The following is a 21,474-nucleotide window of genomic DNA, read 5'->3' as shown; positions in this document are numbered from 1 at the left end:
AAGTGGTTTGGTTGCTGGACCTGCATCAGCGCTGTTTGTTCGGAGCGAAAAGCGGGGCAAGATGACCTTGTTGCTCTCTTTGCTGCGATGATGGGGACAAAGCTCTTGTGAGTGCCCCGAATCTGGCCTAACAGGAATAGAGCGGGACGTGAGCACATTTCGGTCGTCTTGCCGGCTAAGCGAAGATGGAGACACAAGAATCTTGACCGATAACGCGGGCCCAGAGCAACAGCGAGAGACTTTACCAGACGAACCGGTTTCGGGTGCTGTGAGTGCAAGCGATGAGACCCTTCCGGTTGCCGTAAGGTCATCCAGTTGGTTGCGGAAGACCCTCTGGGGACTGTCTGGGCTATTGGTTCTTGTGGTTTTGCTGGTCGGGTTGGTCTTGGTCCGATTGTCGATTGCGCCTGTTTCCGTTAGTGGCTTTCTCAACCAGATTGAGGCCTTGGCCGAAGGGGCTTTGCCTGAAGGACAGAGCCTCGAAATCGAGGATGCTCTGGTGAGTTTTGCGGATCAGGGCGGTCTGGCGTTGCGCCTTTCCGGCATTTCGCTCAAGGATCCGGACAAGACGCTGTTGTCTGCACCACGGATTGATCTTGTGGTTGGCCTGCTTGATCTGATTTCGTCGAAACTTCGTCCCACTGAAATCTATATTCCGGAAATGATGGCGCATGTGCGACGGGATGAAAATGGCCGCATTTTGATTGCCGGGCAGGATCCCGGGGCCGATGAAGAAGTATTTGGTCCGCCGGTCCGATCGCAGGCGATTTTCTACGACCCTGATGAGCCGGAATTCGTTTCTCTCGCCTATTCGATGCGTCGCGCCATCAAGCCGCTGACCGATCCGGATTTGACCAAGCGGCCGCCTCGTATCCTGATCCGTAATACCGAGATTGCGTTGGAAGACGAGATCGAAGGAAGCAGCCGCAGTTTTCACAATGTCGCTCTGTCCTACAATCCGACCGGTGCGGAGGATGATCTCTGGCGCATCGATTTTGCCGCGGACGGCCACAATGGCCGGATCGCCTTTGCGATGGCTGAATATCCGCTTGAGGAAGACCAGAAGGGTGAAGAGGGGCGCTCGATCGAGCTGCGTTTCGCCGATCTCTCTCTGGCCGACTTGGCGCCACGCTTTGCCGACAAGAGCCAGAATTTCCAGTTTGCGGCTTCCTTGTATGGAGCGGCTCGTTTCGACTTTGATCTGAAGGGCGAGCTGGTTGACATGCGCACGGCACTGGATGTGGGGGCCGGGCAGCTGGAATTTGATGCCGAGGACAGCACCTATCTTGATGAGGCCAGTTTTCGGCTGGACTGGGACCCGGGTATCCGGGCGATGAAGCTTGAGCGTGGCAAGGTGTTGTTTGGCGAAACCGGTGGTGAGTTTCGTGGTGTGGCCGTCTGGCCGGAAACGCAGGATGGCGACATTCGCATTGCACTTGAAGGTGCAGATATCAAGCTCGCCGCGCGGGACAATCCAAATCCGGCCAAGTTTCTCAAGCAACTGATCCTGAACATGAAAGTAGGCCGTGAGAGCGGTGTTTCGACCATTGAACGCTTTGCTGCCATCGCCGATGAGGGCAGCGTTCAGGGATCAGGCTCAATGGCATGGGTCAATGGAGAATTGACGGCGACCATGACGTTTGTCGCGTCCGCAATGCCCTATGATCTGCTGGGGGCAATCTGGCCTGTGCCGATTGCCAATGGGGCCCGTCAATGGATCATTGAGAATATTGGGGCAGGCCAAATGACGGGCGGCACCATAGAACTGTCGCTCACCGAGAGCATGCTGGAGCGCAATGAAGACAACCGTCTGATCTTGCCTGACGAAGCTGTTCTGGTTCGTTTCGGGGCCAAGGATCTGCGTATCAAGGGCTTTGGCGATTTGCCACCAGCGGAAAAGGTGGACGGATCGGGGGTTATCACCGGGCGCACATTTGTCGCCTCGATTGATGAGGGCTATTTCCTGACCAAGGCAGGGCGTCGGTTCCCAATCAATTCGGGTTTGATCGAAATTCCCGATCACTCGGAAAAGCCGCCCATCGGTGTCGTTGTTGTTGACGGTGAAGGGGATGCTGCTGCGCTCGGGGAAATCGCCGACAGTGATCCGCTCAATGTGCTGGCTCAGGAAAAACACAAACCCGGAGACCTGTCAGGGCGTGCTCATGCCCGCGTGAAGGTGCGCTTTCCGTTCCTCAAGGACCTGAAGAAGGAAGAGGTCGACTATAGCGCCAAGATCGAGCTCAAGGATTTTGCCAGCGCGGCGTCGATCCGCGGCTACAAGCTGAATGATGCCACTTTATCGATCAATACCGATGGATCCCGCATCGCCATTGTTGGCAATGGCTTGGTTGACGGATTGAAGACGGATCTCGATCTTGTCACCTCGACGGATGATTCCGTGGCCTTTTCTTCCAAATTTGCGCTCAAACTGGATGACGATGATCGCCGCAAGATGGGGTTTGATCTGTCGGACTGGTTGCGCGGACCGATCTTTGTCAAGGCTCGCCAGGATGGCAATGAAGAGGGCGTGACCCACTTTGAGGTCGATCTGACCAAGGCTGTGATTGCGCTGGATGAAATCGGCTGGAGAAAAAAGGCCAATGTACGTGGTACGGCCAGCTTCGCATTGGCGGACAAGGGTGGGCTTCTGTCTGTGCGTGACGCCAAGTTGACGGGGGATGGCTTCGATGCTGTTGGCTCGGCAGAGATCGACAAGCAAAGTGGCTTACAGAAACTGACTGTGGCCAATCTTCGTCTCAGCCGCGGCGACCGGTTGCGTCTTGATGTGGTCCAGAGCCAACCAGATTTCTATACGGTGCGTCTGACTGGTGACCTGTTGGATCTGCGTGGCAAGTTCCTCTCGGGCAGCATCGGGGCTCCTACCCAGAAGGGTGCTGCGCCGACGGGCAGCTACCGGATCAATATGGCCGTGAAAAGGATTATCGGTCTGTCCGGTCATACCTTATCCGATTTCACGGCCAGCATCCTGACGATGAAGGGCAAGGACAAGAGCATCAAGGCCAAGGGGCTGATTGATGGGCGGTCGCAATTGTCTGTTGATACCAAGCAGGACAAGCATCCGACCGTTCAGATCTCCAGTGGCGATGCAGGCGCGTTGCTGCGCTTCACCGGGGCGCTGGATCGGGTGTTGGGTGGTCGACTGGCCATGTCTGTTGCCTTGCAGGATGGCTGGGACAAGGTGTCCGGCTCGGTGTTGATGAAGGATTTCAATCTCTCTGGCCGGGTGCAGCAGCAACGCGAACAAAGTGGGTCAGGGCAACAGGTTAGCAATGACTTCGCCAAACTAACCCTGCAATTTTCGGGTCAGGATGGGATCTATCGCATTCGCGACGGTGTTTTGAAAAGTGCCTCTCTTGGGGCGACTATGGGCGGCAGCCTCAATTTGAAGGAAAAGACCCTTTCGCTGGGCGGGACCTATATTCCGGCTTATGGTCTCAATAATATTTTCAGCCGGGTGCCGGTGTTGGGGCGGATCATTGGCGGGCGCAAGAATGAAGGTCTGATCGGCATCACCTTCAAGGTGAAGGGAAGCCTGTCGAATCCGGAAGTCTTCATCAACCCGGCCTCTGTATTGGCACCGGGTGTGTTCCGGCAGATTTTCGAGTTCAATCGATAGTGTCACACCATGTCGCGCACCAAAAAAGGCTCCCCGAAGGGAGCCTTTTCACGTTTGTTGCAGCGTCTCTTGCCGTGGCTGCCTAGCTCAGTTTGAGCAACACATGCTTCTTCTTGCCCATGGACAGCTTGATGACGCCATCCGGATTGAGATCGGCTTTGGTGATCAAGGCGGTCTCATCGGCGACTGGGGCGTCATTGAGCTTGAAGGCGCCACCCTTGATCGAGCGGCGGGCTTCACCGTTGGATTTGGCAAGGCCAGCTGTGACAAAGGCACTCAGAACGCCCAGACCTGCATCGAGATCACTTTGCGCAATGTCGATCGTCGGCAGGTTGGCGGCTGACGCCTGACCGGCTTCAAAGGTCTTGCGAGCAGTCTCGGCGGCTTCCTCAGCGGCAGCACGGCCATGGATCAGAGCAGTGGCTTCGGTTGCCAGAATCTTCTTGGCTTCGTTCAGCTCGTTGCCTTCCAGTGCCTCAAGGCGTTTCACTTCATCCATCGGCATGGTGGTGTAGAGCCGTAGGAAGCGACCGACATCGGCGTCGCCGGCATTGCGCCAGAACTGCCAGTAATCGTATGGGCTATACATGTCGCCTCGCAGCCAGACCGCGCCATCGACAGACTTGCCCATTTTCGAGCCGTCCGACTTGGTGATCAGTGGTACGGTCAATGCGAAGGTCTCGGTCTGGTTCATCCGGCGGCACAGGTCAATACCGGAGACGATGTTGCCCCATTGGTCCGATCCACCCATCTGCAAGCGGCAGCCATATTCCTTATTCAGCACCGTGTAGTCATAGGCCTGAAGGATCATGTAGTTGAGCTCGATGAAGGAGAGGGCCTGTTCGCGCTCAAGGCGCAAACGAACGGAATCGCGGGCCAGCATCTGGTTGACCGAGAATTTCGATCCGACATCGCGCAGGAATTCGATATAATTGAGCTTCAGGAGCCAGTCCGCATTGTCAACCTGAACGGCGTCGGTTGCGCCTTCGCCAAAGGTCAGCAGCTTGGCGAAGATATCACGGATGCTTTCCTTGTTGTCCTGAATTTTGGCTGGAGTCAGCAGTTGGCGCGTTTCATCGCGGCCGGACGGATCGCCCACCATGGTGGTGCCGCCACCCATCAGGGTGATCGGGCGGTGGCCGGTCTGCTGTAGCCAATGCAGCATCATGATGGAAACCAGATTGCCCACATGCAGGGAGGCTGCGGTGCAATCATAGCCCGTATAAGCAGTAACCGTTTCCTTGCAAAAGAGTTGATCCAGCCCTTCCGGGTCCGAGCACTGATGAATGAAGCCACGCTCATTCAGGGTGTGTAGAAAGTCGGATTTGAAGGCGGTCATAGCCGCTTTTCTCCTTCATTAAACGGTTGTTGCTTCTTAATGATCTTTGGGATGGGTTGTCGCCGGGCGACGGACACCCCAAATAATCTAACATGGCTTGAAATGGACCGGACGAGTGTCTGGCCGTGTTTTGACCATGGTAAGGTGGTTTGGTTCCCTCGGCATTTCCGGCAATAGGTCTATTGCCAAACTTGCATTAGGATGATGCTTCGCTGACGGGATGTGTCGGACGCACCACGGGCCGACTGTCTAGCAAAGATCGCATTAAAGATCACTAGCAAGATTGAGAGAAGGGGACAAAATGGCTAAGAATGACGCAAAAATGTCGATCGCTGTGGGTCTGATGAGCGGAACGTCCTGCGATGGTGTGGATGCCGCCCTGATCGAGACAGACGGTACGCAATTTGTCCGTCCGCTTGCGTCGGTCTTTCGTCCCTATAGCGATGAAGAACAAGGCCTGTTGAGACAGGCGCTTGTGGATGCGCGCGATCTCAAGGACCGCACAGCGCGTCCGGGTGCGCTTGCCAAGGCTGAAGACCTGATCACCGAGGCGCACAAACAGGCTGTTGAAAGCCTGTTGGCCAGTGACAAGGGCAAAAAGCACCGTCCCGACGTGATTGGCTTTCACGGTCAGACGGTTTGGCATGATCCGGCCAATCGTCTGACGGTGCAGATCGGCGATGGGCAGGCACTGGCCGATTCCTTTGGGTTGCCGGTGGTCTATGATTTCCGAGCAGCAGATGTGGCACTTGGCGGGCAGGGCGCGCCTTTGGTGCCGGTCTATCACTCTGCCATCCAGCAGCAGCTCGATTTGCCGCTGCCGATTGCCTTTGTCAATATTGGTGGGGTTGCCAACATCACCTTCATGGGCGCCAGCGGCATGATGATGGCCTTTGATTGTGGGCCGGGCAATGCGCTGATCAATGATTTCGTGCGCGAAAAGGCCGGGCTGGACATGGATGAAGGCGGCAAAATCGCGCGCACCGGGTCGATTGACTATCTGGTGCTGGCGACCATTATGGCCGATCCCTATTTCCGCAAGCCGGCCCCCAAATCCCTTGACCGGAATGCCTTTGACATGTCCGCTGTGATGGACAAGAGCCTTGAAGATGGCGCGGCGACCCTTGCAGCCCTGACCGCCGAAACCATTGCACTTGGCCTTGAGCATATGGAGCAATTGGAGCGGCACCCGGCCGAAATGGTCGTGATCTGTGGCGGCGGGCAGCATAATCAGTTTCTGATGGACCAGCTGCGCGGTGCCTTGGACATGCCGGTCATGCCAGCGGATGATCTGGGATGGAAGGGCGACACGATGGAGGCGGAAGCCTTCGGCTATTTGGCTGTGCGGTCACAATTGGGATTGCCGCTGACTTATCCGGGCACAACCGGAGTTGCAAAGCCGACACGCGGTGGTGTGCTGGCCGAGCCTTCCGTGGCTGATAATGCTTGATGCCGCTGCGTGATTGCAGTTTGCCAATTGACCCTTTTTGACAGGGTGCGGATGGCAGAAGGCTGTTGCCTTCTGTGATCAACCGCTTATGGTCTGACGCATTCGAGTTTGTCCTGAACCGATGTTCCGGGTCTCTGCTGGAGTGTGTCTGATGATCCTTCTGCGCGCCGCGTCGCGATGTCTTCTGCTTGCCTTTGCTCTTGTTCTGATCGCACCTTCTGGCGCTCAGGCTGACATGGATGCGTGGTCTGCCTATCTTGCCAAGCGCGAGGTGCAGACCGGCAAGGAGATTGGTGATCTTGACTTGATTCATGATCGCTGGTTGATGCGCTCACGCAGTCTGGAAAGCGTTTATCTGGGCTTTCCGATGACCCGGATGACCTATGACAAGCGCTATATTCTGCCTGATACAGATGCCTTCGCCGCGTTGGAAGGCCTTTTCAAGGAACCCAAGGTGGGCTTGCGGTTTGCGCCAGACGGCATCAAACTCGCCTTCATCGGCATGCCTTTTGAGAAAAAGCGCAAACTGTATGATCTGTCTACCAAGACAAGGGTGTGGGCCGAGTTGTTCCTTGATCGCAAAAGGATCGCCAACACCGATGTCTATATGGTCAATCCGGTGGCCTTCATTCTGCCGATGAATTTCCTTGAGGGACTGGACGAGAAAGGCTTCCTTGCGCGGATGCAGGAGGGCTGGCAATGGCGGGTTCGGGTCTATTATGGCGACGAGGTGGGCTATGTCTATTCTGGCCCGCTGGCTGAAGCGGAAAAGGCGTTGACCATGGTGCGTGATGAGCTTGACTGGCGTCAGGCGCAAAAAGCCCGAGGGGCGACGTCGCAGAGCAATCTGGATTTCTGGTAACGCGCTTCATAGACACAAAAAAGCCGCCCGTATGAGGCGGCTTTTCCATTTGCAGACGTTCAGGTCTAGATCTGAAGGGCGCTTTCTGCCTGATCTCCGCCTTCGGTCACATCCTCAAGCTGGGATGGATCAAAGCCGATACGGCGATCGAGATAGTTGGCACAGACATTGATCAGCTGATCGGTTTCTTCCTTGAAGAAGTGGTTGGCACCAGGAATGATTTCCTGATCGATGACAATGCCCTTCTGGGTTTTCAGCTTGTCAACGAGGGCCTGCACATCTTTGTGTGGCACCACCTTGTCCATGCCGCCATGGGTGATGAGACCGGAGGACGGACAAGGGGCAAGGAAGGAAAAATCATAAAGGTTGGCCGGCGGGGCAATCGAAATGAAGCCCTCGACTTCCGGACGGCGCATCAGGAGCTGCATGCCGATCCAGGCGCCAAAGGAGAAGCCGGCAATCCAGACACCCGGTGCTTCGGAATGATAGGTCTGGACCCAATCGAGCGCGGCGGCTGCGTCAGACAGTTCGCCAACACCGTGGTCAAACGTACCCTGTGATCGGCCGACACCGCGGAAGTTGAAGCGCAGCACGGTGAAGCCACGTCGTGCGAACATATAATAGAGATTATAGATAATCTCGTTGTTCATCGTGCCGCCAAAGCGGGGGTGCGGATGAAGAATAAGTGCAATGGGAGCCTTGCGATTCTTTGACGGATGCAAACGGCCTTCCAGGCGCCCCGCAGGGCCATTGAAGATCACCTCTGGCATATATGCCCGGTCCTCTCTCTATCGTTGTTGCTTCATCAGGGGCTTTGCGCCCTTGATCACCTGCCTTCTGCGCGTCGCCGCAGCATTTGTGTGTAAATGCTTATTTTTTGCGACATGCAAAACGGATATAACTTGACTGCGTGAGGCAAGTTTTATAGCGTTAATTTAGAATGGTTCAAAACTGAAGGCGGGTGCTCCTTGTTGTGTATCCTACATAGCACGAAGCAACACACCCATTTCAAGTCTTTTAGTTGTGATGATCGCTGAATTCTTGTGTGACTGCGTGTAGCCGGGTCGAAGACCAGATCTTTGAGCCTGATACCTTTATTGGGACCGTGATATCTTTGCTGGCGAATGAATAACGATGCTCAGAGCTTATCTTGATCATAATGCGACATCTCCTTTACGTCCCGGCGTGCGCGATGTGATGCTGGCTGCTTGGGAGGTGAGCGGAAATCCGTCGTCCGTGCATATGGAAGGACGGGCAGCGCGTGGCTTGATAGAGAAGGCGCGGCTGCAGGTGGCGGATTTGGTTGGTGCGCGGGCAGGGGATGTGATTTTCACCTCCGGGGCCAGTGAAGCCAATATGCTGGCCTTGTCGCCCGAGATGAAAGAGGCTTATGCGCCAAGCCCGGCTTCGCATTTGTATTTGAGCGCCATTGAGCATCCGTCTGTTCGCGAAGGCGGGCGCTTTGCAGCTCAGGCGGTAAGCGAAATTCCTGTCAATAGCGACGGAATTGTTGATCTGGCCGCTTTGCGCACCATGCTGGACGCTCATGACCCTGCCGCGGGACGGGCGATGATTGCTGTCATGGCGGTCAACAGCGAGACCGGCGTCATTCAGCCAATCAATGCAATTGGTCAGCTAGCCTCCGAGTTCAATGCCTATTTTCATCTTGATGCGGTGCAGGCGGCCGGACGCATCCCGCTTCTCATGGCCGAGATAGGCTGTAGCAGCCTGTCTCTGTCTGCGCATAAGCTCGGTGGACCGAAAGGGGTCGGGGCGTTGGTGATGGCAGCAGAGGGACTGGAGCCTCAGCCGCTGATCACTGGGGGGCCGCAGGAAAATCGTTTGCGTGCAGGCACCGAGAATGTCGCAGGCATCGCTGGCTTTGGTGAGGCCTGTTTCAATGCGGAAAACGCGCTGACATCTGATAATGGCATTGCCAAGCAAAAAGCCTTGCGCGACGCCTTTGAAGCCGCGCTTGTTGCCATGGCACCCGAAGGGATCATTTTCGGTCAACAAAGCCCGCGTGTTGGCAATAGCTGCCAGTTTGCCATTCCGGGTCTGAAGGGCGAAACAACCTTGATTCAGCTTGATCTGGGTGGCGTTGCCGTCAGTTCCGGCTCGGCCTGCTCGTCAGGCAAGGTAATGGCCTCTCATGTGTTGACCGCAATGGGATATAGCGTGGATGTGGCCAGTGGAGCCATCCGGGTAAGCTTTGGTTGGAGCAGCGAAGAGGCGGATTTGTCGCGACTGATCATGCAATTGCGGAAAATATGCGAGAAAAACTCAATAAATACGGCCCGCCTTGTTGAGAATGCCTAGGGTGAATGCCTATATAGGGCATAAGCGAATTCGTAATCGCTTGTTTTTGCAAGTGATTATCAAAAAGAACTGGATGGTTTCACCACACGTATCTGGGTGAAACATCAAGGTGAAATGGGATGTTGCATTACCTGCCATCGGATGTCCCGGACGGTTTCACCTTGCTGGCGGTGTTGTTGCCAGTCCGACGATGATGCAGAGGAGAGTGGCTGAAAAGCCCATTGACCGGCGGTCCTTGAAACCGCTCAACATGGAGTAGCAAATGGCTGCTGTTAAGGAGACGGTCGATCAGGTCAAACAGATCGACGTTGACCAATATAAATATGGCTTCGTGACGGAGATCGAGACGGAAAAAGCGCCGCTCGGTCTGAGCGAAGAGGTGATCCGTTTCATTTCGGCGAAAAAGACAGAGCCGGAATGGATGCTGGAATGGCGACTGGATGCTTATAAGCGCTGGTTGACCATGGAAGAGCCCACATGGGCCAAGCTCGATTATCCGAAACCGAAATTCAACGATATCTATTATTATTCTGCCCCAAAGGGGTCGGATGGACCCAAAAGCCTCGACGAAGTGGATCCCGAACTGCTTCGCACTTATGAGAAGCTTGGCATTCCGCTGCAGGAGCAGGAAATTCTGGCCGGTGTGTCGGAAGAAGATCGCCAATATTCAAGGGTCGCGGTTGATGCCGTGTTCGATTCCGTGTCGGTGGCAACCACCTTCAAGGAAGAGCTGAAGAAAGCGGGCGTGATTTTCTGTCCCATTTCGGAAGCCGTGCGGGACTATCCTGAACTGGTGCAGAAATATCTAGGCTCCGTTGTGCCGGTAACTGACAATTTCTATGCGACGCTAAACAGCGCGGTCTTCACTGACGGATCCTTCGTCTATGTGCCGCCGGGCGTGCGTTGTCCGATGGAGCTGTCGACCTATTTCCGGATCAATGAGCAAAATACCGGTCAGTTCGAGCGGACCCTGATCATTGCCGACAAGGGCTCTTATGTGTCCTATCTGGAAGGCTGCACCGCGCCACAGCGTGACGAAAACCAGCTCCATGCGGCGGTTGTTGAGCTGGTGGCTCTGGAAGATGCCGAAATCAAATATTCGACGGTCCAGAACTGGTATCCGGGCGACAGCGAAGGCAAAGGTGGCATCTATAACTTCGTCACCAAGCGTGGCGATTGCCGCGAGAAAAATGCCAAAATCTCCTGGACGCAGGTCGAGACCGGCTCTGCCATCACCTGGAAATATCCAAGCTGCATTCTGCGCGGGGAAAACTCTGTTGGTGAATTCTACTCGATTGCCATTTCCAATGGCCGTCAGCAGATCGACAGTGGCACCAAGATGATCCATCTGGGCAAGAATACCTCGTCGCGGATTATCTCCAAGGGCATCTCCGCCGGGCGTTCCGACAATACCTATCGTGGTCTTGTCTCGGCGCACAAGAAGGCATCCAATGCGCGGAATTTCACCCAGTGTGACAGCTTGCTGATCGGCGATCAGTGCGGGGCCCATACGATCCCCTATATCGAGAGCAAGAATGCCTCGGCCATTTTCGAGCATGAAGCCACCACCTCCAAAATCTCCGATGACCAGATGTTCTATTGCAGGGCACGCGGCATTGGTGAAGAGGAAGCCGTGGCGTTGATCGTCAATGGGTTCGTCAAGGATGTCATTCAGCAGTTGCCGATGGAATTTGCGGTCGAAGCGCAAAAGTTGATCGGAATTTCGCTCGAAGGATCTGTTGGTTAGACTAGGCAGATCAGAGTTTTAGCACTCGAAGGATCCGAAGATGGTCAAAACTATAACCCTTTTTCGCCCAGTGGGATTGGAAGAACTTGAACTTATCGAGCAAAGCAAGTGGACGCGGTTTCCACCTAGATTGCCTGAACAGCCTATCTTCTACCCAGTGACAAATGAGGGCTATGCGATTCAAATTGCGCGGGATTGGAACACCAAGACCGGATCAAAACACGGCTATGTCACTCGATTTGAGGTCGATGCAGAGTATGTGGCTAAATTTGAACGCAAGATAGTTGGCGGCCGCGATCATGAAGAGCTTTGGGTGCCTTCAGAAGAATTAGACGAGTTTAATCAGAATATTGTGGGTTCAATCGCCGTCACACAGCAATTTATCCCGGACGAAACAAATTGATTGTCGTGACCGTGCTCACTTGAGATTGGAATATAACCATGTTGGAAATCAAAAATCTTCATGCCGAAGTGGAAGGCAACAAAATCCTCAACGGCATCAACCTGACCATCAAGGCTGGCGAAGTGCATGCCATTATGGGGCCGAACGGCTCGGGCAAGTCGACGCTCTCCTACGTGCTCGCAGGCAAGGATGATTATGAAATCACCGAGGGCGAGATCCTGTTCTTTGGTGAAGATGTGCTGGAAATGGAACCGGAAGAGCGTGCCGCTGTTGGCCTGTTCCTCGCTATGCAATATCCGATCGAAATTCCGGGTGTGTCGAATATGACCTTCCTGAAAACCGCGTTGAACGCTCAGCGGATCGCGCGGGAAGAAGGCGAGATCAAGACCCCTGATTTCATGAAGAAAATCAAGGAATTGTCTGCCCAGTTGAATGTCACGCAGGAAATGCTGCGCCGACCGCTCAATGTCGGCTTCTCCGGTGGTGAGAAGAAACGCAACGAAATCCTGCAGATGGCACTGCTTGAGCCAAAGCTTTGCATTCTCGATGAGACCGATTCTGGCCTCGATATTGATGCGCTGCGTATCGTGTCGGAAGGCGTCAATGCCCTTCGTTCGCCAGAGCGTTCGATGCTGATCATCACCCACTATCAGCGCCTGCTCGACTATATCGTGCCGGACGTGGTGCATGTGATGTATAAGGGCCAGATCGTGAAATCGGGCGACAAGGATCTTGCCTTGCAGTTGGAAGAAAAAGGCTATGCCGAATTTACCGGCGAAGCCGCGGCTTGAATGGGGAGACGTTGATGACAAATCCTGTAATCAAAACGGCCGCCGATGAAGCGCTTGAGGCTGTCCTCAAGAATGCGCAAGGTGGTTTGGTCGGTGAGGCACGCTTTGCATCCCTCAGAGCCGATGCCATTTCCCTGTTTGAGGCTGAAGGTCTGCCAAACAAGCGTGTTGAGGATTGGAAATATTCCGACCTCAAGCGGATGATGCCCGCCGATGTTGCTTTGTCGGAGCCCGCTGATGAGGCGGTTCTGACGTCCTTGCTGTCTGAGCTGAATATCCTTCAGGGTGTCGATCGGGCGCGTATTGTGCTGGCCAATGGGGCCTTCATGGCCTCCCTGTCCAATCTCGACAAGATTGATGCGTCTGTCAGCGTCAAATCCGTTGCCGAAGCCCTGCAGGCGGGGACTTTCGTAATTGACGACCCTGAGGTTGCCAAGGACGATATCGCCCTGTCGCTCAACACCGCTTTGCTGCAGGATGGTGTGGTGATCGAAGTGGCGGAAGGGGCTGATGTCTCCATGCCAATCGAGATCTGCAACATTGTCTCCGGTGGTGGTCTCTCTACCGTGCGCAGTCGTGTGGTGGCAGCAAAAGGTGCAAAAGTCTCGATTGTTGAGACTTTCATTGGTGATGAAACGGCCTACCAGCTCAACAGCGCCATTGACTATCGCATTGCCGATGAAGCGGAAGTGCATGTCATGCGTCTGTTGCGTGATGGTTCAGAAGCGGTGCATGTGGGCTCGACAACCGCCATTCTGGGTGGTCAGGCGCGCTTTGAGCATTTCACCATGTCGACGGGCAGCAAGTTCGTTCGTTCGCAGTCTTTCGTGCGCTTCGAGGGTGAGCATTCCAATGCCGACCTGTTTGGTGCGACAATTGCCGATGGCTCGCAGCATAGTGACATCACCTTGAAGGTTGACCATGCGGTGCCGCACTGCAACTCCAAGGAACAATATCGCACGGTGCTTGATGATAAGGCAGAAGGCGTGTTCCAGGGCAAGATCTTTGTGCGTCAGCCTGCCCAGAAGACTGATGGCCAGATGATGAGCCAAGCGCTTCTGCTGTCCGAGGATGCGGCCTTCTACAACAAGCCGGAACTGGAGATCTTTGCCGACGATGTAGTCTGTGGCCATGGCGCGACCTGTGGAGAGCTGGATGAAGATCTGCTCTTCTATCTGCGGGCTCGTGGCATTTCCCATGATTATGCCAAGAAGATGCTGGTGCTGGCCTTCCTTGCCGAAGCGGTTGAAAATGTTTCGAACGAACAGTTCGTTGAAGCGCTGGAAGCCTATATTGCGGACCGCCTAGGGGTGGACCACTAACCTCTGGCGGGCCTCGTGTCCGGTTTGAAAAGGGATGAAAGACGATGCAGTCCCCGATATTGGCCCCTGTGGCCGACTATGACGTTGATGCCATTCGGGCGGATTTCCCGATCCTGTCTCGGGAAGTCTATGGCAAGCCGCTGGTCTATCTCGACAATGGCGCCTCAGCGCAGAAGCCGCAGGTTGTGATTGACGCGGTGACCCGGTGCTACAGCGAAGAATATGCCAATGTCCATCGCGGGCTGCATTTCCTTTCCAATACGGCAACCGACAATTTTGAGGCGGCGCGTGAAAAAGTGCGCCGCTTCCTCAATGCCCCGTCTGTTGACAATATTGTCTTCACGCGCTCTTCGACCGAAGCCATCAATCTGGTGGCTCAGTCCTATGGCAGTCTGGTGCTGAAAGAAGGGGATGAGATCATCCTGTCGATCATGGAGCATCATTCCAACATTGTGCCGTGGAATTTCTTCCGCGAGCGGCTCGGCGTGGTGATCAAATGGGCGCCGGTCGATGAGGATGGCAACTTCCTGATGGATGAGTTTGAGGCGCTTTTGACGGAGCGAACGAAGATTGTTGCCATCACGCAGATGTCAAACGCGCTGGGTACGATCGTTCCGGTCAAGGAGGTTATCGAGAAAGCCCATGCAGCTGGTGCCAAGGTGCTGGTGGATGGCAGTCAGTCGGCGGTTCACATGCCGATCGATGTTCAGGATCTCGATGCCGATTTCTTCGCCATGACCGGCCATAAGCTATACGGACCTTCGGGCATTGGTGTGCTCTATGGCAAGGCCGAGCTGCTGGATGCCATGCCTCCCTTTATGGGCGGTGGCGAGATGATCAAGGATGTCACGCTTGATGGCGTCACCTATGGTGTGCCGCCGCATAAATTCGAGGCAGGAACGCCACCAATTGCACAGGCTATTGGCTTGGGCGCTGCTCTTGACTATATTGATGGTATCGGGCGCGACAGGATCGCTGCCCATGAAGAGGCCTTGAAGACATATGCTCACGAGAAGTTGTCGGGGATCAATTCCCTGCGCATCATTGGGCAGGCCAAGGACAAGGGTGCGATTGTTTCCTTTGAAATGGAAGGAATTCATGCCCATGATATTTCAATGGTTATCGATCGTTCCGGTGTGGCTGTTCGGGCTGGAACACACTGCGCGCAGCCCTTGCTGACACGCTTTGGCGTGACCTCGACCTGTCGGGCGTCGTTCGGGCTTTACAATCGCAAGGAAGAGGTGGACGCGCTTGCGGAAGCCTTGATGAAAGCGCAGGCCTTCTTTAGCTGATATGTGAGATGAGCGCCGCAAGGCTGGCGCACTTGATATGGAAAGATGACATGAGCGATACGTCACAGGAAAACCAGACCCCGGAGAAAGACGTTGAGGCGGCAAGCGCAGCGCCGGGCTCCGCTATCCCGGCTGCCGAGCTGGAACAATTGACGTCGGATATCGTTGCTGCTCTGAAAACGGTTTATGACCCGGAGATTCCGGCTGATATCTATGAGATTGGCCTGATCTATCGGGTGGATATCGATGATGAGCGTAACATTGATATTGATATGACCCTGACCGCTCCGGGCTGTCCGGTGGCGGGTGAAATGCCGGGTTGGGTCGAGAATGCGGTCAATTCGGTGCCAGGTGTCGGCATGGTTACGGTCAACATGGTATTTGATCCGCCCTGGACCCCGGACCGGATGAGCGAAGAAGCGAAAATTGCCATCAACTGGTATTGATGAATGGGCCCTGATGGGCTGTGATAAGGGGATTTTTTCTCATGGTTGGAAGATTTCAGGTTTTGAGCATCACGGATGATGCGGCTGAGCGCATCCGTGAGATTGTTGCCAATGCGTCCGATCCGATCAAGGGCATCCGTGTGGGTGTCAAGAATGGTGGCTGCGCTGGTATGGAATATGTGCTCGACAAGGTTGTCGATCCTGATCCGAAGGACGATCTGGTCGAGGACAAGGGGGTGTCGGTTTATGTCGACCCCAAGGCGGTCTTGTTTTTGCTTGGCACCGAGATGGGCTATGAGGTCACAAAGTTCCGCACCGGTTTCACCTTTAACAATCCAAACCAGACCTCGGCCTGTGGCTGCGGGGAATCGGTTGCCTTGACGCCTGTTGATCCGACTGCGCTGGAAAGCATGCGAAAGGCGCAATAGTTGGTGACATGTTGTCGGATATAGAAAAAGCGGCTCAAGAGCCGCTTTTTTGATTGTGATGGCGTCAGGCTGCGCCATTCTTGACGTCGACAGCGCCAACATCGGGATCTGTTTCGCATTTGACAAGGTTGCGACCGCCGCGCTTGGCGGCATAAAGGCACTGGTCTGCCCGTTCGATGAGATCCTGAACCTTGTCCCCCTTGGAGAAGGTCGAGCAGCCGATCGAAATGGTGATGCGGCCGAGATTTTCACCGGTCGAGCGTTTGATCAGTTCCTTGGCCATGACGGCCTTGCGGATATTTTCAGCAACCGACAGCGCCTGCTTGAGATTGGTGCGTGGCAGAATGACGCCAAATTCTTCCCCGCCATAGCGGCACGGGATATCCTGACCTTTGACATTCTGTTTGACCGCGACGGCAACAAGACGCAGGACCTGATCGCCGGTCTGGTGGCCGAAGGTGTCGTTGAATTTCTTGAAATGATCGATGTCGGTCATCAGCAAGGAAAGCGGTTCGCCGGTTTCCTCTGCTTCTTCCATGGCCTGTTCGAGCGATCGATCGAAATGCTTGCGGTTAGCAAGTGTGGTCAAATCGTCGGTCAGAGACTCGTAGCGAATGGTGTCCAGCGACTGGCGCAGTTCGAGTACTTGCGCCTGCGATTCAGCCAGCTGTGTACTCAAGGCCCGGTTCTGGGATTCGACATCCTTGGTTTCGGAAATCAACTGCGCGACAATCTCGCGAATGACTTGACGGTCTTCGGTTTGTGACAGATTTTTCGAGGCACCTTTCAGGGCGTCGCCATAATGGTTGGCGGTGCTCAGATAGTCCTCGACCTCACGCACGATCGAACGCAATTCCGTCGAGATCTTGTTGCCCACTTCATCAACGCGATCACTGATGCGTGTGGGGGCCAGATGCTCGTTATAGATTGCGTCGATTTGCTTGAGAGAGATAGTGCCAGTGGAACGAAGAATGTCGTTAATTGCCTTGTTCAGGTTTCGATTGAAACCTGCGGCATAGGTATACCAAATTTCATAATTGCGAGGATATGCGGGCATCTGATTTTTCTTCAGATTGCCAAGCGCAGATTCCCCATAAATATAAGTGCGCTTATAATCACTGTTTTCCATTGCAACCCTTGCGCGAAACTAGTGCGCAAATCCTCTTTGTTTCCCCAAACTGGAAATACTTTAGTCAGGCAAGGTTTAAAACGACGTTAAACGCTCGAAAGACAGCCAAGATCTTTTGGGTAAAAAACCATGATGGGCGTTTTTTCAAAGAGGGACTGTATTTTACAGATCTTTCGTTCACGGCAAGAAAAATGCCCGCTCGCTATTTGCAAGAGGGCATTTGCAGCATTTTTGTTACGATCAGCCGACTATTGGTGCAGGGTGCCTCTCGACGGAGGAACCTGTTTGATTTGCCAAGGTGCCATAGTGTCTGTGGCAAATCTTAATGCGGCTGTTAATCGGCGTTGTTTTCGCTTTCCGAACTGCTTTTTGGCGGGCGTATTGGCTGCAGCAAAAAGGCAGGCACATGATCGCCCATGCCGATCACCCGGCGGTCGTCGCGATCGCGTCCACGACGGTTGTTGTCACGATTGCGCTGAGGCTGCGGCGCCGGACGGGGTGGTTCTGCTCGAACAGGTTCCGGGGTGGGCGTTGCCTGACGCTCTTCGCGTTTGTCTTCACTTCGCTCATCCTTGTCCGGACGTACGCGTTTGCGATTGTTGTCGCTGGCGCTCTTGCTGTCATCGCGGCCCTTGCTGTCATCGCGGCCCTTGCCACCACGACGGCCACGGCGCTTATCGCCTCTTTCTTCATCGCCATCATCTCCCGATGGGGATGAGAAGTCCATTTCACCGATCCATTTGACGCCATCGCCTGTCAGTTTCTCAATGGCATCGAGATACTTCTTGTCGGCTTTGGTGGCAATGGTGACTGCAACGCCGGTGCGGCCAGCGCGCCCCGTGCGGCCGATGCGGTGAACGTAATCTTCCGCATGGGTCGGGACGTCGAAATTGAAGACATGGCTGACCGTTGGAATGTCGAGGCCACGGGCGGCCACGTCGCTGGCAACGAGCAGAGTGATTTCATTCTTTTTGAAACCATCGAGCGTTGCCATGCGTGAAGTCTGATCCATATCGCCATGCAATGCACCGGCGCTGAAGCCGTGCTTGGTCAGGGACCGATAGACGGTTGCCACGTCGCGCTTGCGGTTGCAGAAAATGATGGCATTCTGCAGTACCTCGGCCTCATTGATCAGCTTGCGCAAGGTTGCGCGCTTGTCCCAAGGCTTGCTGCCCGAGGAAATGAGGTGCTGGGCGATGGTTTTTGCGGTCGAGGCAGCGCGCGTCACTTCAACTTTGACCGGATTGTGCAGGAATTGATCAGCCAGCGACTGGATTTCCTTTGGCATGGTGGCCGAGAAGAAAACGGTCTGACGGGTGAAGGGCAGCAGCTTGCAAATGCGCTCGATGTCGGGAATAAAGCCCATATCGAGCATGCGGTCGGCTTCGTCAACGACGAAGGTTTCAACCGCTGAAAGCAGCAGTTTGCCGCGTTCAAAATGATCGAGCAGGCGACCTGGCGTGGCGATCAAGACATCCGCACCGCGATCCAGCTTTTTCAGCTGGTCGGCAAAGGATACGCCGCCAATCAGCAAGGACACGGTCAGGCGATGGTTCTGGCCATAGACCTCAAAGCTTTGTTCAACCTGAGCCGCAAGCTCGCGCGTTGGCTCAAGGATGAGCGTGCGTGGCATGCGGGCGCGGGCGCGACCTTTTTCGAGCAGCGACAGCATCGGCAACGTGAAAGATGCCGTTTTGCCGGTGCCCGTTTGCGCAACGCCCAGTACGTCCTTGCGATCAAGGATGTGGGGGATTGCCTGAGCCTGAATTGGCGTAGGCGTTTCGTAACCAGCAGAGTCAACCGCCGCCAGCACTTTTTCACTCAGACCTAGATCCGAAAACTTCATCCGATGCAGGAACCATTTTGCTTTGTGCTTCAGCGCGATCTGGGGATTCAGATCCGTTGAAGGCAGACAGGTGTTTCAATTTGGGCGAACCATACGAGTTTGACAGGAATTGTCAATCGATTGGGGCAAACAGGGTTTATTTCACAGCGAATCTGGACGTTTCGGCACAATTTTCCCTGATTTTCATCCCGAGAAGTGATTATCGATTGTGCAATTGGCGCGATTGACCAAAAAGGCCGACCATCCGTCGGCTCAGCGTCCGGGGTGCTTGCCCTTGAAAGCGGCGTGAACATTGCTGGCCCAACCGGCATCCATGGGGGCTGCATCCGAGTCCATGCGAGCTTTAACTTCTCGCTCGATGTGATTCACCAGATCATCCATCGTCTGGCTGCGGTCATGAACGGGATTTTGGTGTTCCTGTTCAAACAGGTTGATCCAGCGGTCCGAAACGCGCCCCATCGCCATCAAACGATCAAAGGCCCAAGATGGATTGTCCGGATTGAGCAATCCCAACAGAGCGGCGATCACGGAAATCGGGCTTAGCAAAAGATCACGTAAGCCATCTGCGGCAAGCCGGAACTGAAACAGAATCGTGCGACGCACCAGTGAGCCATAGCTTGATGCATTGGAACCACGCTGTTCACCAAAAGCAGCTCTGCGTAGGCAATGCCGATCTTCGTTCCGCGGAGCCAGCCACCGGCTGTCATGTGCCTTTTTGCGCCGTCCCATGCTGCCCCCAGCCTGAAATGCATTCTCTGAAATCAACTGATAAAATCCACCGCCAATATGGGGCAGATTTGCGGCTTTTACAAGGCGAGAAGATGGAAGAAAGACAAGGCGACCGGTTCACTCTCCGGCGATGAGATAATGCCAAGTGCCGTCTGGGGCGATGCCGAGGCGGAAGAATGTGTAGTGTCCGATGGCGTCCATATCCTCAAAATCGCCAGCGGTGATCAGGCGGAACAGCGCAACGCGCTGGGGCTTGGTCAGAGCTGCGAGCGGATAGTGGGCGAAGTAGGGCCAGACATACATGTCCTGCGGTGTATCCTCATCAACATGGACAAAGCCTGCCTCGAGCAATTCCGAGATGATGGCAAGAATTTCGCTTCCCTGCGGGTCGCCAGACATGGCACGAAGCGCTTCAATCGGGTCTGAAGTGCCGCCGTCAAGACCAATGACCGGGGGCACTTCATTCATTTCCATGGGCAGCCGCATGGCTTCGAGCTCGCCGGATGCTGCGGCTTTGGTCAGAGCCTCATACATGCGGCGGACAGGGGCGGGCAGAGCGTCAAGGTCACGTAGAATGACCGGCGGCGGTGCCATGTCGATGGTCTCTGCTGCCATCGGAGCATCGTCGCCTGACTGGCCGTCCGGTGCGATATCGGGACTGAGGCTCTTTTGTTCTCCATCCAGGGTGATGCCGGAGCGACCGGCATCCTCGCCATTGGGGCCAAGCATTGGGTTGGTGTCGGCACTGGAAGTGGAATGGTCAGGCTGGACAATGATCCGTTCAATGGTGACCTGACTTGCCTGGGACGGGGCTGTCGGCAATGCCAGCAAAGCGGTGAGAGCGAGGCAGGACAGAATGTGTCGGTGCGGTCCCATCGTGGCATTCCCTCTTGGCAGTGGCTTGTTGTGCTTTTCGGCGCTATTGCAGTTTACGCTCAAGGCTGTAATCGCCGCACATGATGCGGTCAGGGAGAGCGGAGCAGAAGTCCGCGACAGATTCCTCGCCATAGGCCAGCACAAGGCTGCTCAGGGCCTGAAACAGGGCGGCATGGGCCAAACAATCAATATTGATGCCCTCATCGGAGGCCTGATCCCACAGGTCTCCGAGGATGGAAATTGCTTCCTGCTTCTGGCGATCTACTTCGAGGCGCTCTTCCATGCCGAAAGACTCTTGAATAGGTGATTTGTCGGTCATGGTTTTCTGCCCTGTTCGTTAACCTTTTGATCCGGCCCTTGATCGAATCTTGGATCAAAATAATGGCCATCTGAGGACAGATGTAGCACAATTCGGGCGTCAGATGGGAAGGTGGTTACGAAAGGGTTAAACTTATCCGTAGAAATTAACCGAAATGGTTAACGGGCATGTTTCAGTTTGAGCTGATTGAGCAGGGCCTGACCTTCTGCGTGGTAGATCTCGGTGATCTTGGCTGCCTGGCTGTTGCAGGAGCGATAGGTGCGGGCATAGGTGCGATATGCGCGGTTGAAACGATCCGTTATGTTGCGGCGACGGGCGTCGTCTGCATTTTCGGCATCCAGCAGGGCGGCCATTTGTTCATACCAGCTGGTGGCGCTGGTGTTGTTGCAGAGAGGATCGAGAAACATCAGGGCACCAACGACTGCACTCAACCGTCTTAGGCTCTGCTCATAGGGTGGTAGATTCTCGGCTGCCTTTGGCGCATCGATCACACAGAAGGCCAGACCGAGGCCCAAAAAGCCCGTGGCAAGCCAGCGCAT

The 21,474-nt window shown here is 54.9% G+C and carries 19 protein-coding genes; 11 read left to right on the top strand and 8 right to left on the bottom strand.

All coding sequences use genetic code 11. The annotated features are described in order from the left end of the window. Positions 1-202: 202 nt before the first annotated feature. A complete protein-coding gene (locus DSD30_RS06965; protein WP_157967600.1) occupies positions 203-3,637 on the top strand; it encodes an AsmA-like C-terminal domain-containing protein in 3,435 nt (1,144 codons plus the stop codon). Positions 3,638-3,719: 82 nt separating this feature from the next. Here the strand turns inward: DSD30_RS06965 and tyrS are convergent, their stop codons facing one another. After that, positions 3,720-4,976 (bottom strand): tyrosine--tRNA ligase, encoded by a 1,257-nt coding sequence (tyrS, locus tag DSD30_RS06960; RefSeq protein ID WP_114008939.1) that lies wholly within the window; start codon positions 4,974-4,976, stop codon positions 3,720-3,722. A 301-nt stretch (positions 4,977-5,277) separates the two neighbouring features. Between tyrS and DSD30_RS06955 the strand changes: the two genes are divergently transcribed. Both DSD30_RS06955 and DSD30_RS06950 read left to right on the top strand, forming a co-directional pair. Further along, positions 5,278-6,426, top strand: a complete 1,149-nt coding sequence (locus tag DSD30_RS06955; RefSeq protein WP_245418396.1) for an anhydro-N-acetylmuramic acid kinase — start codon at positions 5,278-5,280, stop codon at positions 6,424-6,426. A 151-nt stretch (positions 6,427-6,577) separates the two neighbouring features. Next, positions 6,578-7,288, top strand: a complete 711-nt coding sequence (locus DSD30_RS06950; protein ID WP_157967599.1) for a tryptophan 7-halogenase — start codon at positions 6,578-6,580, stop codon at positions 7,286-7,288. Positions 7,289-7,353: 65 nt separating this feature from the next. On the opposite strand, the gene DSD30_RS06945 is transcribed toward DSD30_RS06950, so the two are convergent. After that, the gene (locus DSD30_RS06945) at positions 7,354-8,058 is read right to left on the bottom strand and encodes an alpha/beta hydrolase (protein WP_114008937.1); all 705 of its coding nucleotides are present in this window, start codon (positions 8,056-8,058) and stop codon (positions 7,354-7,356) included. Between the two features lie 358 nt (positions 8,059-8,416). Between DSD30_RS06945 and DSD30_RS06940 the strand changes: the two genes are divergently transcribed. The 8 genes from DSD30_RS06940 to sufA all read left to right on the top strand — a co-directional run bounded on the left by DSD30_RS06940 (position 8,417) and on the right by sufA (position 16,036). Further along, on the top strand, positions 8,417-9,607 hold the full coding sequence (locus DSD30_RS06940) for a cysteine desulfurase family protein (RefSeq protein ID WP_114008936.1): 1,191 nt from the start codon (positions 8,417-8,419) through the stop codon (positions 9,605-9,607). A 262-nt stretch (positions 9,608-9,869) separates the two neighbouring features. After that, a complete protein-coding gene (sufB, locus tag DSD30_RS06935; protein ID WP_114008935.1) occupies positions 9,870-11,354 on the top strand; it encodes a Fe-S cluster assembly protein SufB in 1,485 nt (494 codons plus the stop codon). 40 nt (positions 11,355-11,394) lie between these two features. Continuing rightward, positions 11,395-11,757, top strand: coding sequence for a hypothetical protein (locus tag DSD30_RS06930; RefSeq protein ID WP_114008934.1), 363 nt, complete (start codon positions 11,395-11,397; stop codon positions 11,755-11,757). A 38-nt stretch (positions 11,758-11,795) separates the two neighbouring features. After that, positions 11,796-12,548, top strand: coding sequence for a Fe-S cluster assembly ATPase SufC (gene sufC / locus DSD30_RS06925; protein WP_114008933.1), 753 nt, complete (start codon positions 11,796-11,798; stop codon positions 12,546-12,548). Positions 12,549-12,562: 14 nt separating this feature from the next. Further along, on the top strand, positions 12,563-13,870 hold the full coding sequence (sufD, locus tag DSD30_RS06920; protein ID WP_114008932.1) for a Fe-S cluster assembly protein SufD: 1,308 nt from the start codon (positions 12,563-12,565) through the stop codon (positions 13,868-13,870). Between the two features lie 44 nt (positions 13,871-13,914). Then, entirely contained in the window at positions 13,915-15,162 is a 1,248-nt protein-coding gene (locus DSD30_RS06915; RefSeq protein ID WP_114008931.1) for a cysteine desulfurase, read from the top strand. A gap of 50 nt (positions 15,163-15,212) precedes the next feature. Beyond that, positions 15,213-15,608: an SUF system Fe-S cluster assembly protein gene (locus DSD30_RS06910; RefSeq protein WP_114009645.1), complete on the top strand. Its 396-nt coding sequence runs from the start codon at positions 15,213-15,215 to the stop codon at positions 15,606-15,608. A gap of 41 nt (positions 15,609-15,649) precedes the next feature. Then, complete coding sequence (sufA, locus tag DSD30_RS06905; protein ID WP_114008930.1) at positions 15,650-16,036, top strand: Fe-S cluster assembly scaffold SufA; 387 nt, start codon at positions 15,650-15,652, stop codon at positions 16,034-16,036. 64 nt (positions 16,037-16,100) lie between these two features. Here the strand turns inward: sufA and DSD30_RS06900 are convergent, their stop codons facing one another. The 6 genes from DSD30_RS06900 to DSD30_RS06875 all read right to left on the bottom strand — a co-directional run bounded on the left by DSD30_RS06900 (position 16,101) and on the right by DSD30_RS06875 (position 21,474). Further along, the gene (locus DSD30_RS06900) at positions 16,101-17,093 is read right to left on the bottom strand and encodes a GGDEF domain-containing protein (protein WP_245418395.1); all 993 of its coding nucleotides are present in this window, start codon (positions 17,091-17,093) and stop codon (positions 16,101-16,103) included. A gap of 406 nt (positions 17,094-17,499) precedes the next feature. Beyond that, positions 17,500-19,011, bottom strand: a complete 1,512-nt coding sequence (locus tag DSD30_RS06895; protein WP_114008928.1) for a DEAD/DEAH box helicase — start codon at positions 19,009-19,011, stop codon at positions 17,500-17,502. A 252-nt stretch (positions 19,012-19,263) separates the two neighbouring features. Next, positions 19,264-19,740, bottom strand: coding sequence for a hypothetical protein (locus tag DSD30_RS06890; RefSeq protein ID WP_114008927.1), 477 nt, complete (start codon positions 19,738-19,740; stop codon positions 19,264-19,266). 117 nt (positions 19,741-19,857) lie between these two features. Continuing rightward, positions 19,858-20,616: a hypothetical protein gene (locus DSD30_RS06885; RefSeq protein ID WP_114008926.1), complete on the bottom strand. Its 759-nt coding sequence runs from the start codon at positions 20,614-20,616 to the stop codon at positions 19,858-19,860. Positions 20,617-20,659: 43 nt separating this feature from the next. Then, positions 20,660-20,935 (bottom strand): hypothetical protein, encoded by a 276-nt coding sequence (locus DSD30_RS06880; RefSeq protein ID WP_245418394.1) that lies wholly within the window; start codon positions 20,933-20,935, stop codon positions 20,660-20,662. Positions 20,936-21,093: 158 nt separating this feature from the next. Then, on the bottom strand, positions 21,094-21,474 hold the full coding sequence (locus DSD30_RS06875; RefSeq protein WP_157967598.1) for a TIGR02301 family protein: 381 nt from the start codon (positions 21,472-21,474) through the stop codon (positions 21,094-21,096).

The sequence above is a fragment of the Cohaesibacter intestini genome (assembly GCF_003324485.1).
GTDB lineage: Bacteria > Pseudomonadota > Alphaproteobacteria > Rhizobiales > Cohaesibacteraceae > Cohaesibacter > Cohaesibacter intestini.
Note: the sequence above shows the minus strand (reverse complement) of the source record. Positions and strands in the feature narration are given on the sequence as shown.

Coding starts and splice junctions, on each gene's coding strand:
- tyrS (WP_114008939.1), bottom strand. CDS start 4,976: ATGACCGCCTTCAAATCCGACTTTCTACACACCCTGAATGAGCGTGGC.
- DSD30_RS06955 (WP_245418396.1), top strand. CDS start 5,278: ATGGCTAAGAATGACGCAAAAATGTCGATCGCTGTGGGTCTGATGAGC.
- DSD30_RS06950 (WP_157967599.1), top strand. CDS start 6,578: ATGATCCTTCTGCGCGCCGCGTCGCGATGTCTTCTGCTTGCCTTTGCT.
- DSD30_RS06945 (WP_114008937.1), bottom strand. CDS start 8,058: ATGCCAGAGGTGATCTTCAATGGCCCTGCGGGGCGCCTGGAAGGCCGT.
- sufB (WP_114008935.1), top strand. CDS start 9,870: ATGGCTGCTGTTAAGGAGACGGTCGATCAGGTCAAACAGATCGACGTT.
- DSD30_RS06930 (WP_114008934.1), top strand. CDS start 11,395: ATGGTCAAAACTATAACCCTTTTTCGCCCAGTGGGATTGGAAGAACTT.
- sufC (WP_114008933.1), top strand. CDS start 11,796: ATGTTGGAAATCAAAAATCTTCATGCCGAAGTGGAAGGCAACAAAATC.
- sufD (WP_114008932.1), top strand. CDS start 12,563: ATGACAAATCCTGTAATCAAAACGGCCGCCGATGAAGCGCTTGAGGCT.
- DSD30_RS06915 (WP_114008931.1), top strand. CDS start 13,915: ATGCAGTCCCCGATATTGGCCCCTGTGGCCGACTATGACGTTGATGCC.
- DSD30_RS06910 (WP_114009645.1), top strand. CDS start 15,213: ATGAGCGATACGTCACAGGAAAACCAGACCCCGGAGAAAGACGTTGAG.
- sufA (WP_114008930.1), top strand. CDS start 15,650: ATGGTTGGAAGATTTCAGGTTTTGAGCATCACGGATGATGCGGCTGAG.
- DSD30_RS06900 (WP_245418395.1), bottom strand. CDS start 17,093: ATGCCCGCATATCCTCGCAATTATGAAATTTGGTATACCTATGCCGCA.
- DSD30_RS06895 (WP_114008928.1), bottom strand. CDS start 19,011: ATGAAGTTTTCGGATCTAGGTCTGAGTGAAAAAGTGCTGGCGGCGGTT.
- DSD30_RS06890 (WP_114008927.1), bottom strand. CDS start 19,740: ATGGGACGGCGCAAAAAGGCACATGACAGCCGGTGGCTGGCTCCGCGG.
- DSD30_RS06885 (WP_114008926.1), bottom strand. CDS start 20,616: ATGGGACCGCACCGACACATTCTGTCCTGCCTCGCTCTCACCGCTTTG.
- DSD30_RS06880 (WP_245418394.1), bottom strand. CDS start 20,935: ATGACCGACAAATCACCTATTCAAGAGTCTTTCGGCATGGAAGAGCGC.
- DSD30_RS06875 (WP_157967598.1), bottom strand. CDS start 21,474: ATGCGCTGGCTTGCCACGGGCTTTTTGGGCCTCGGTCTGGCCTTCTGT.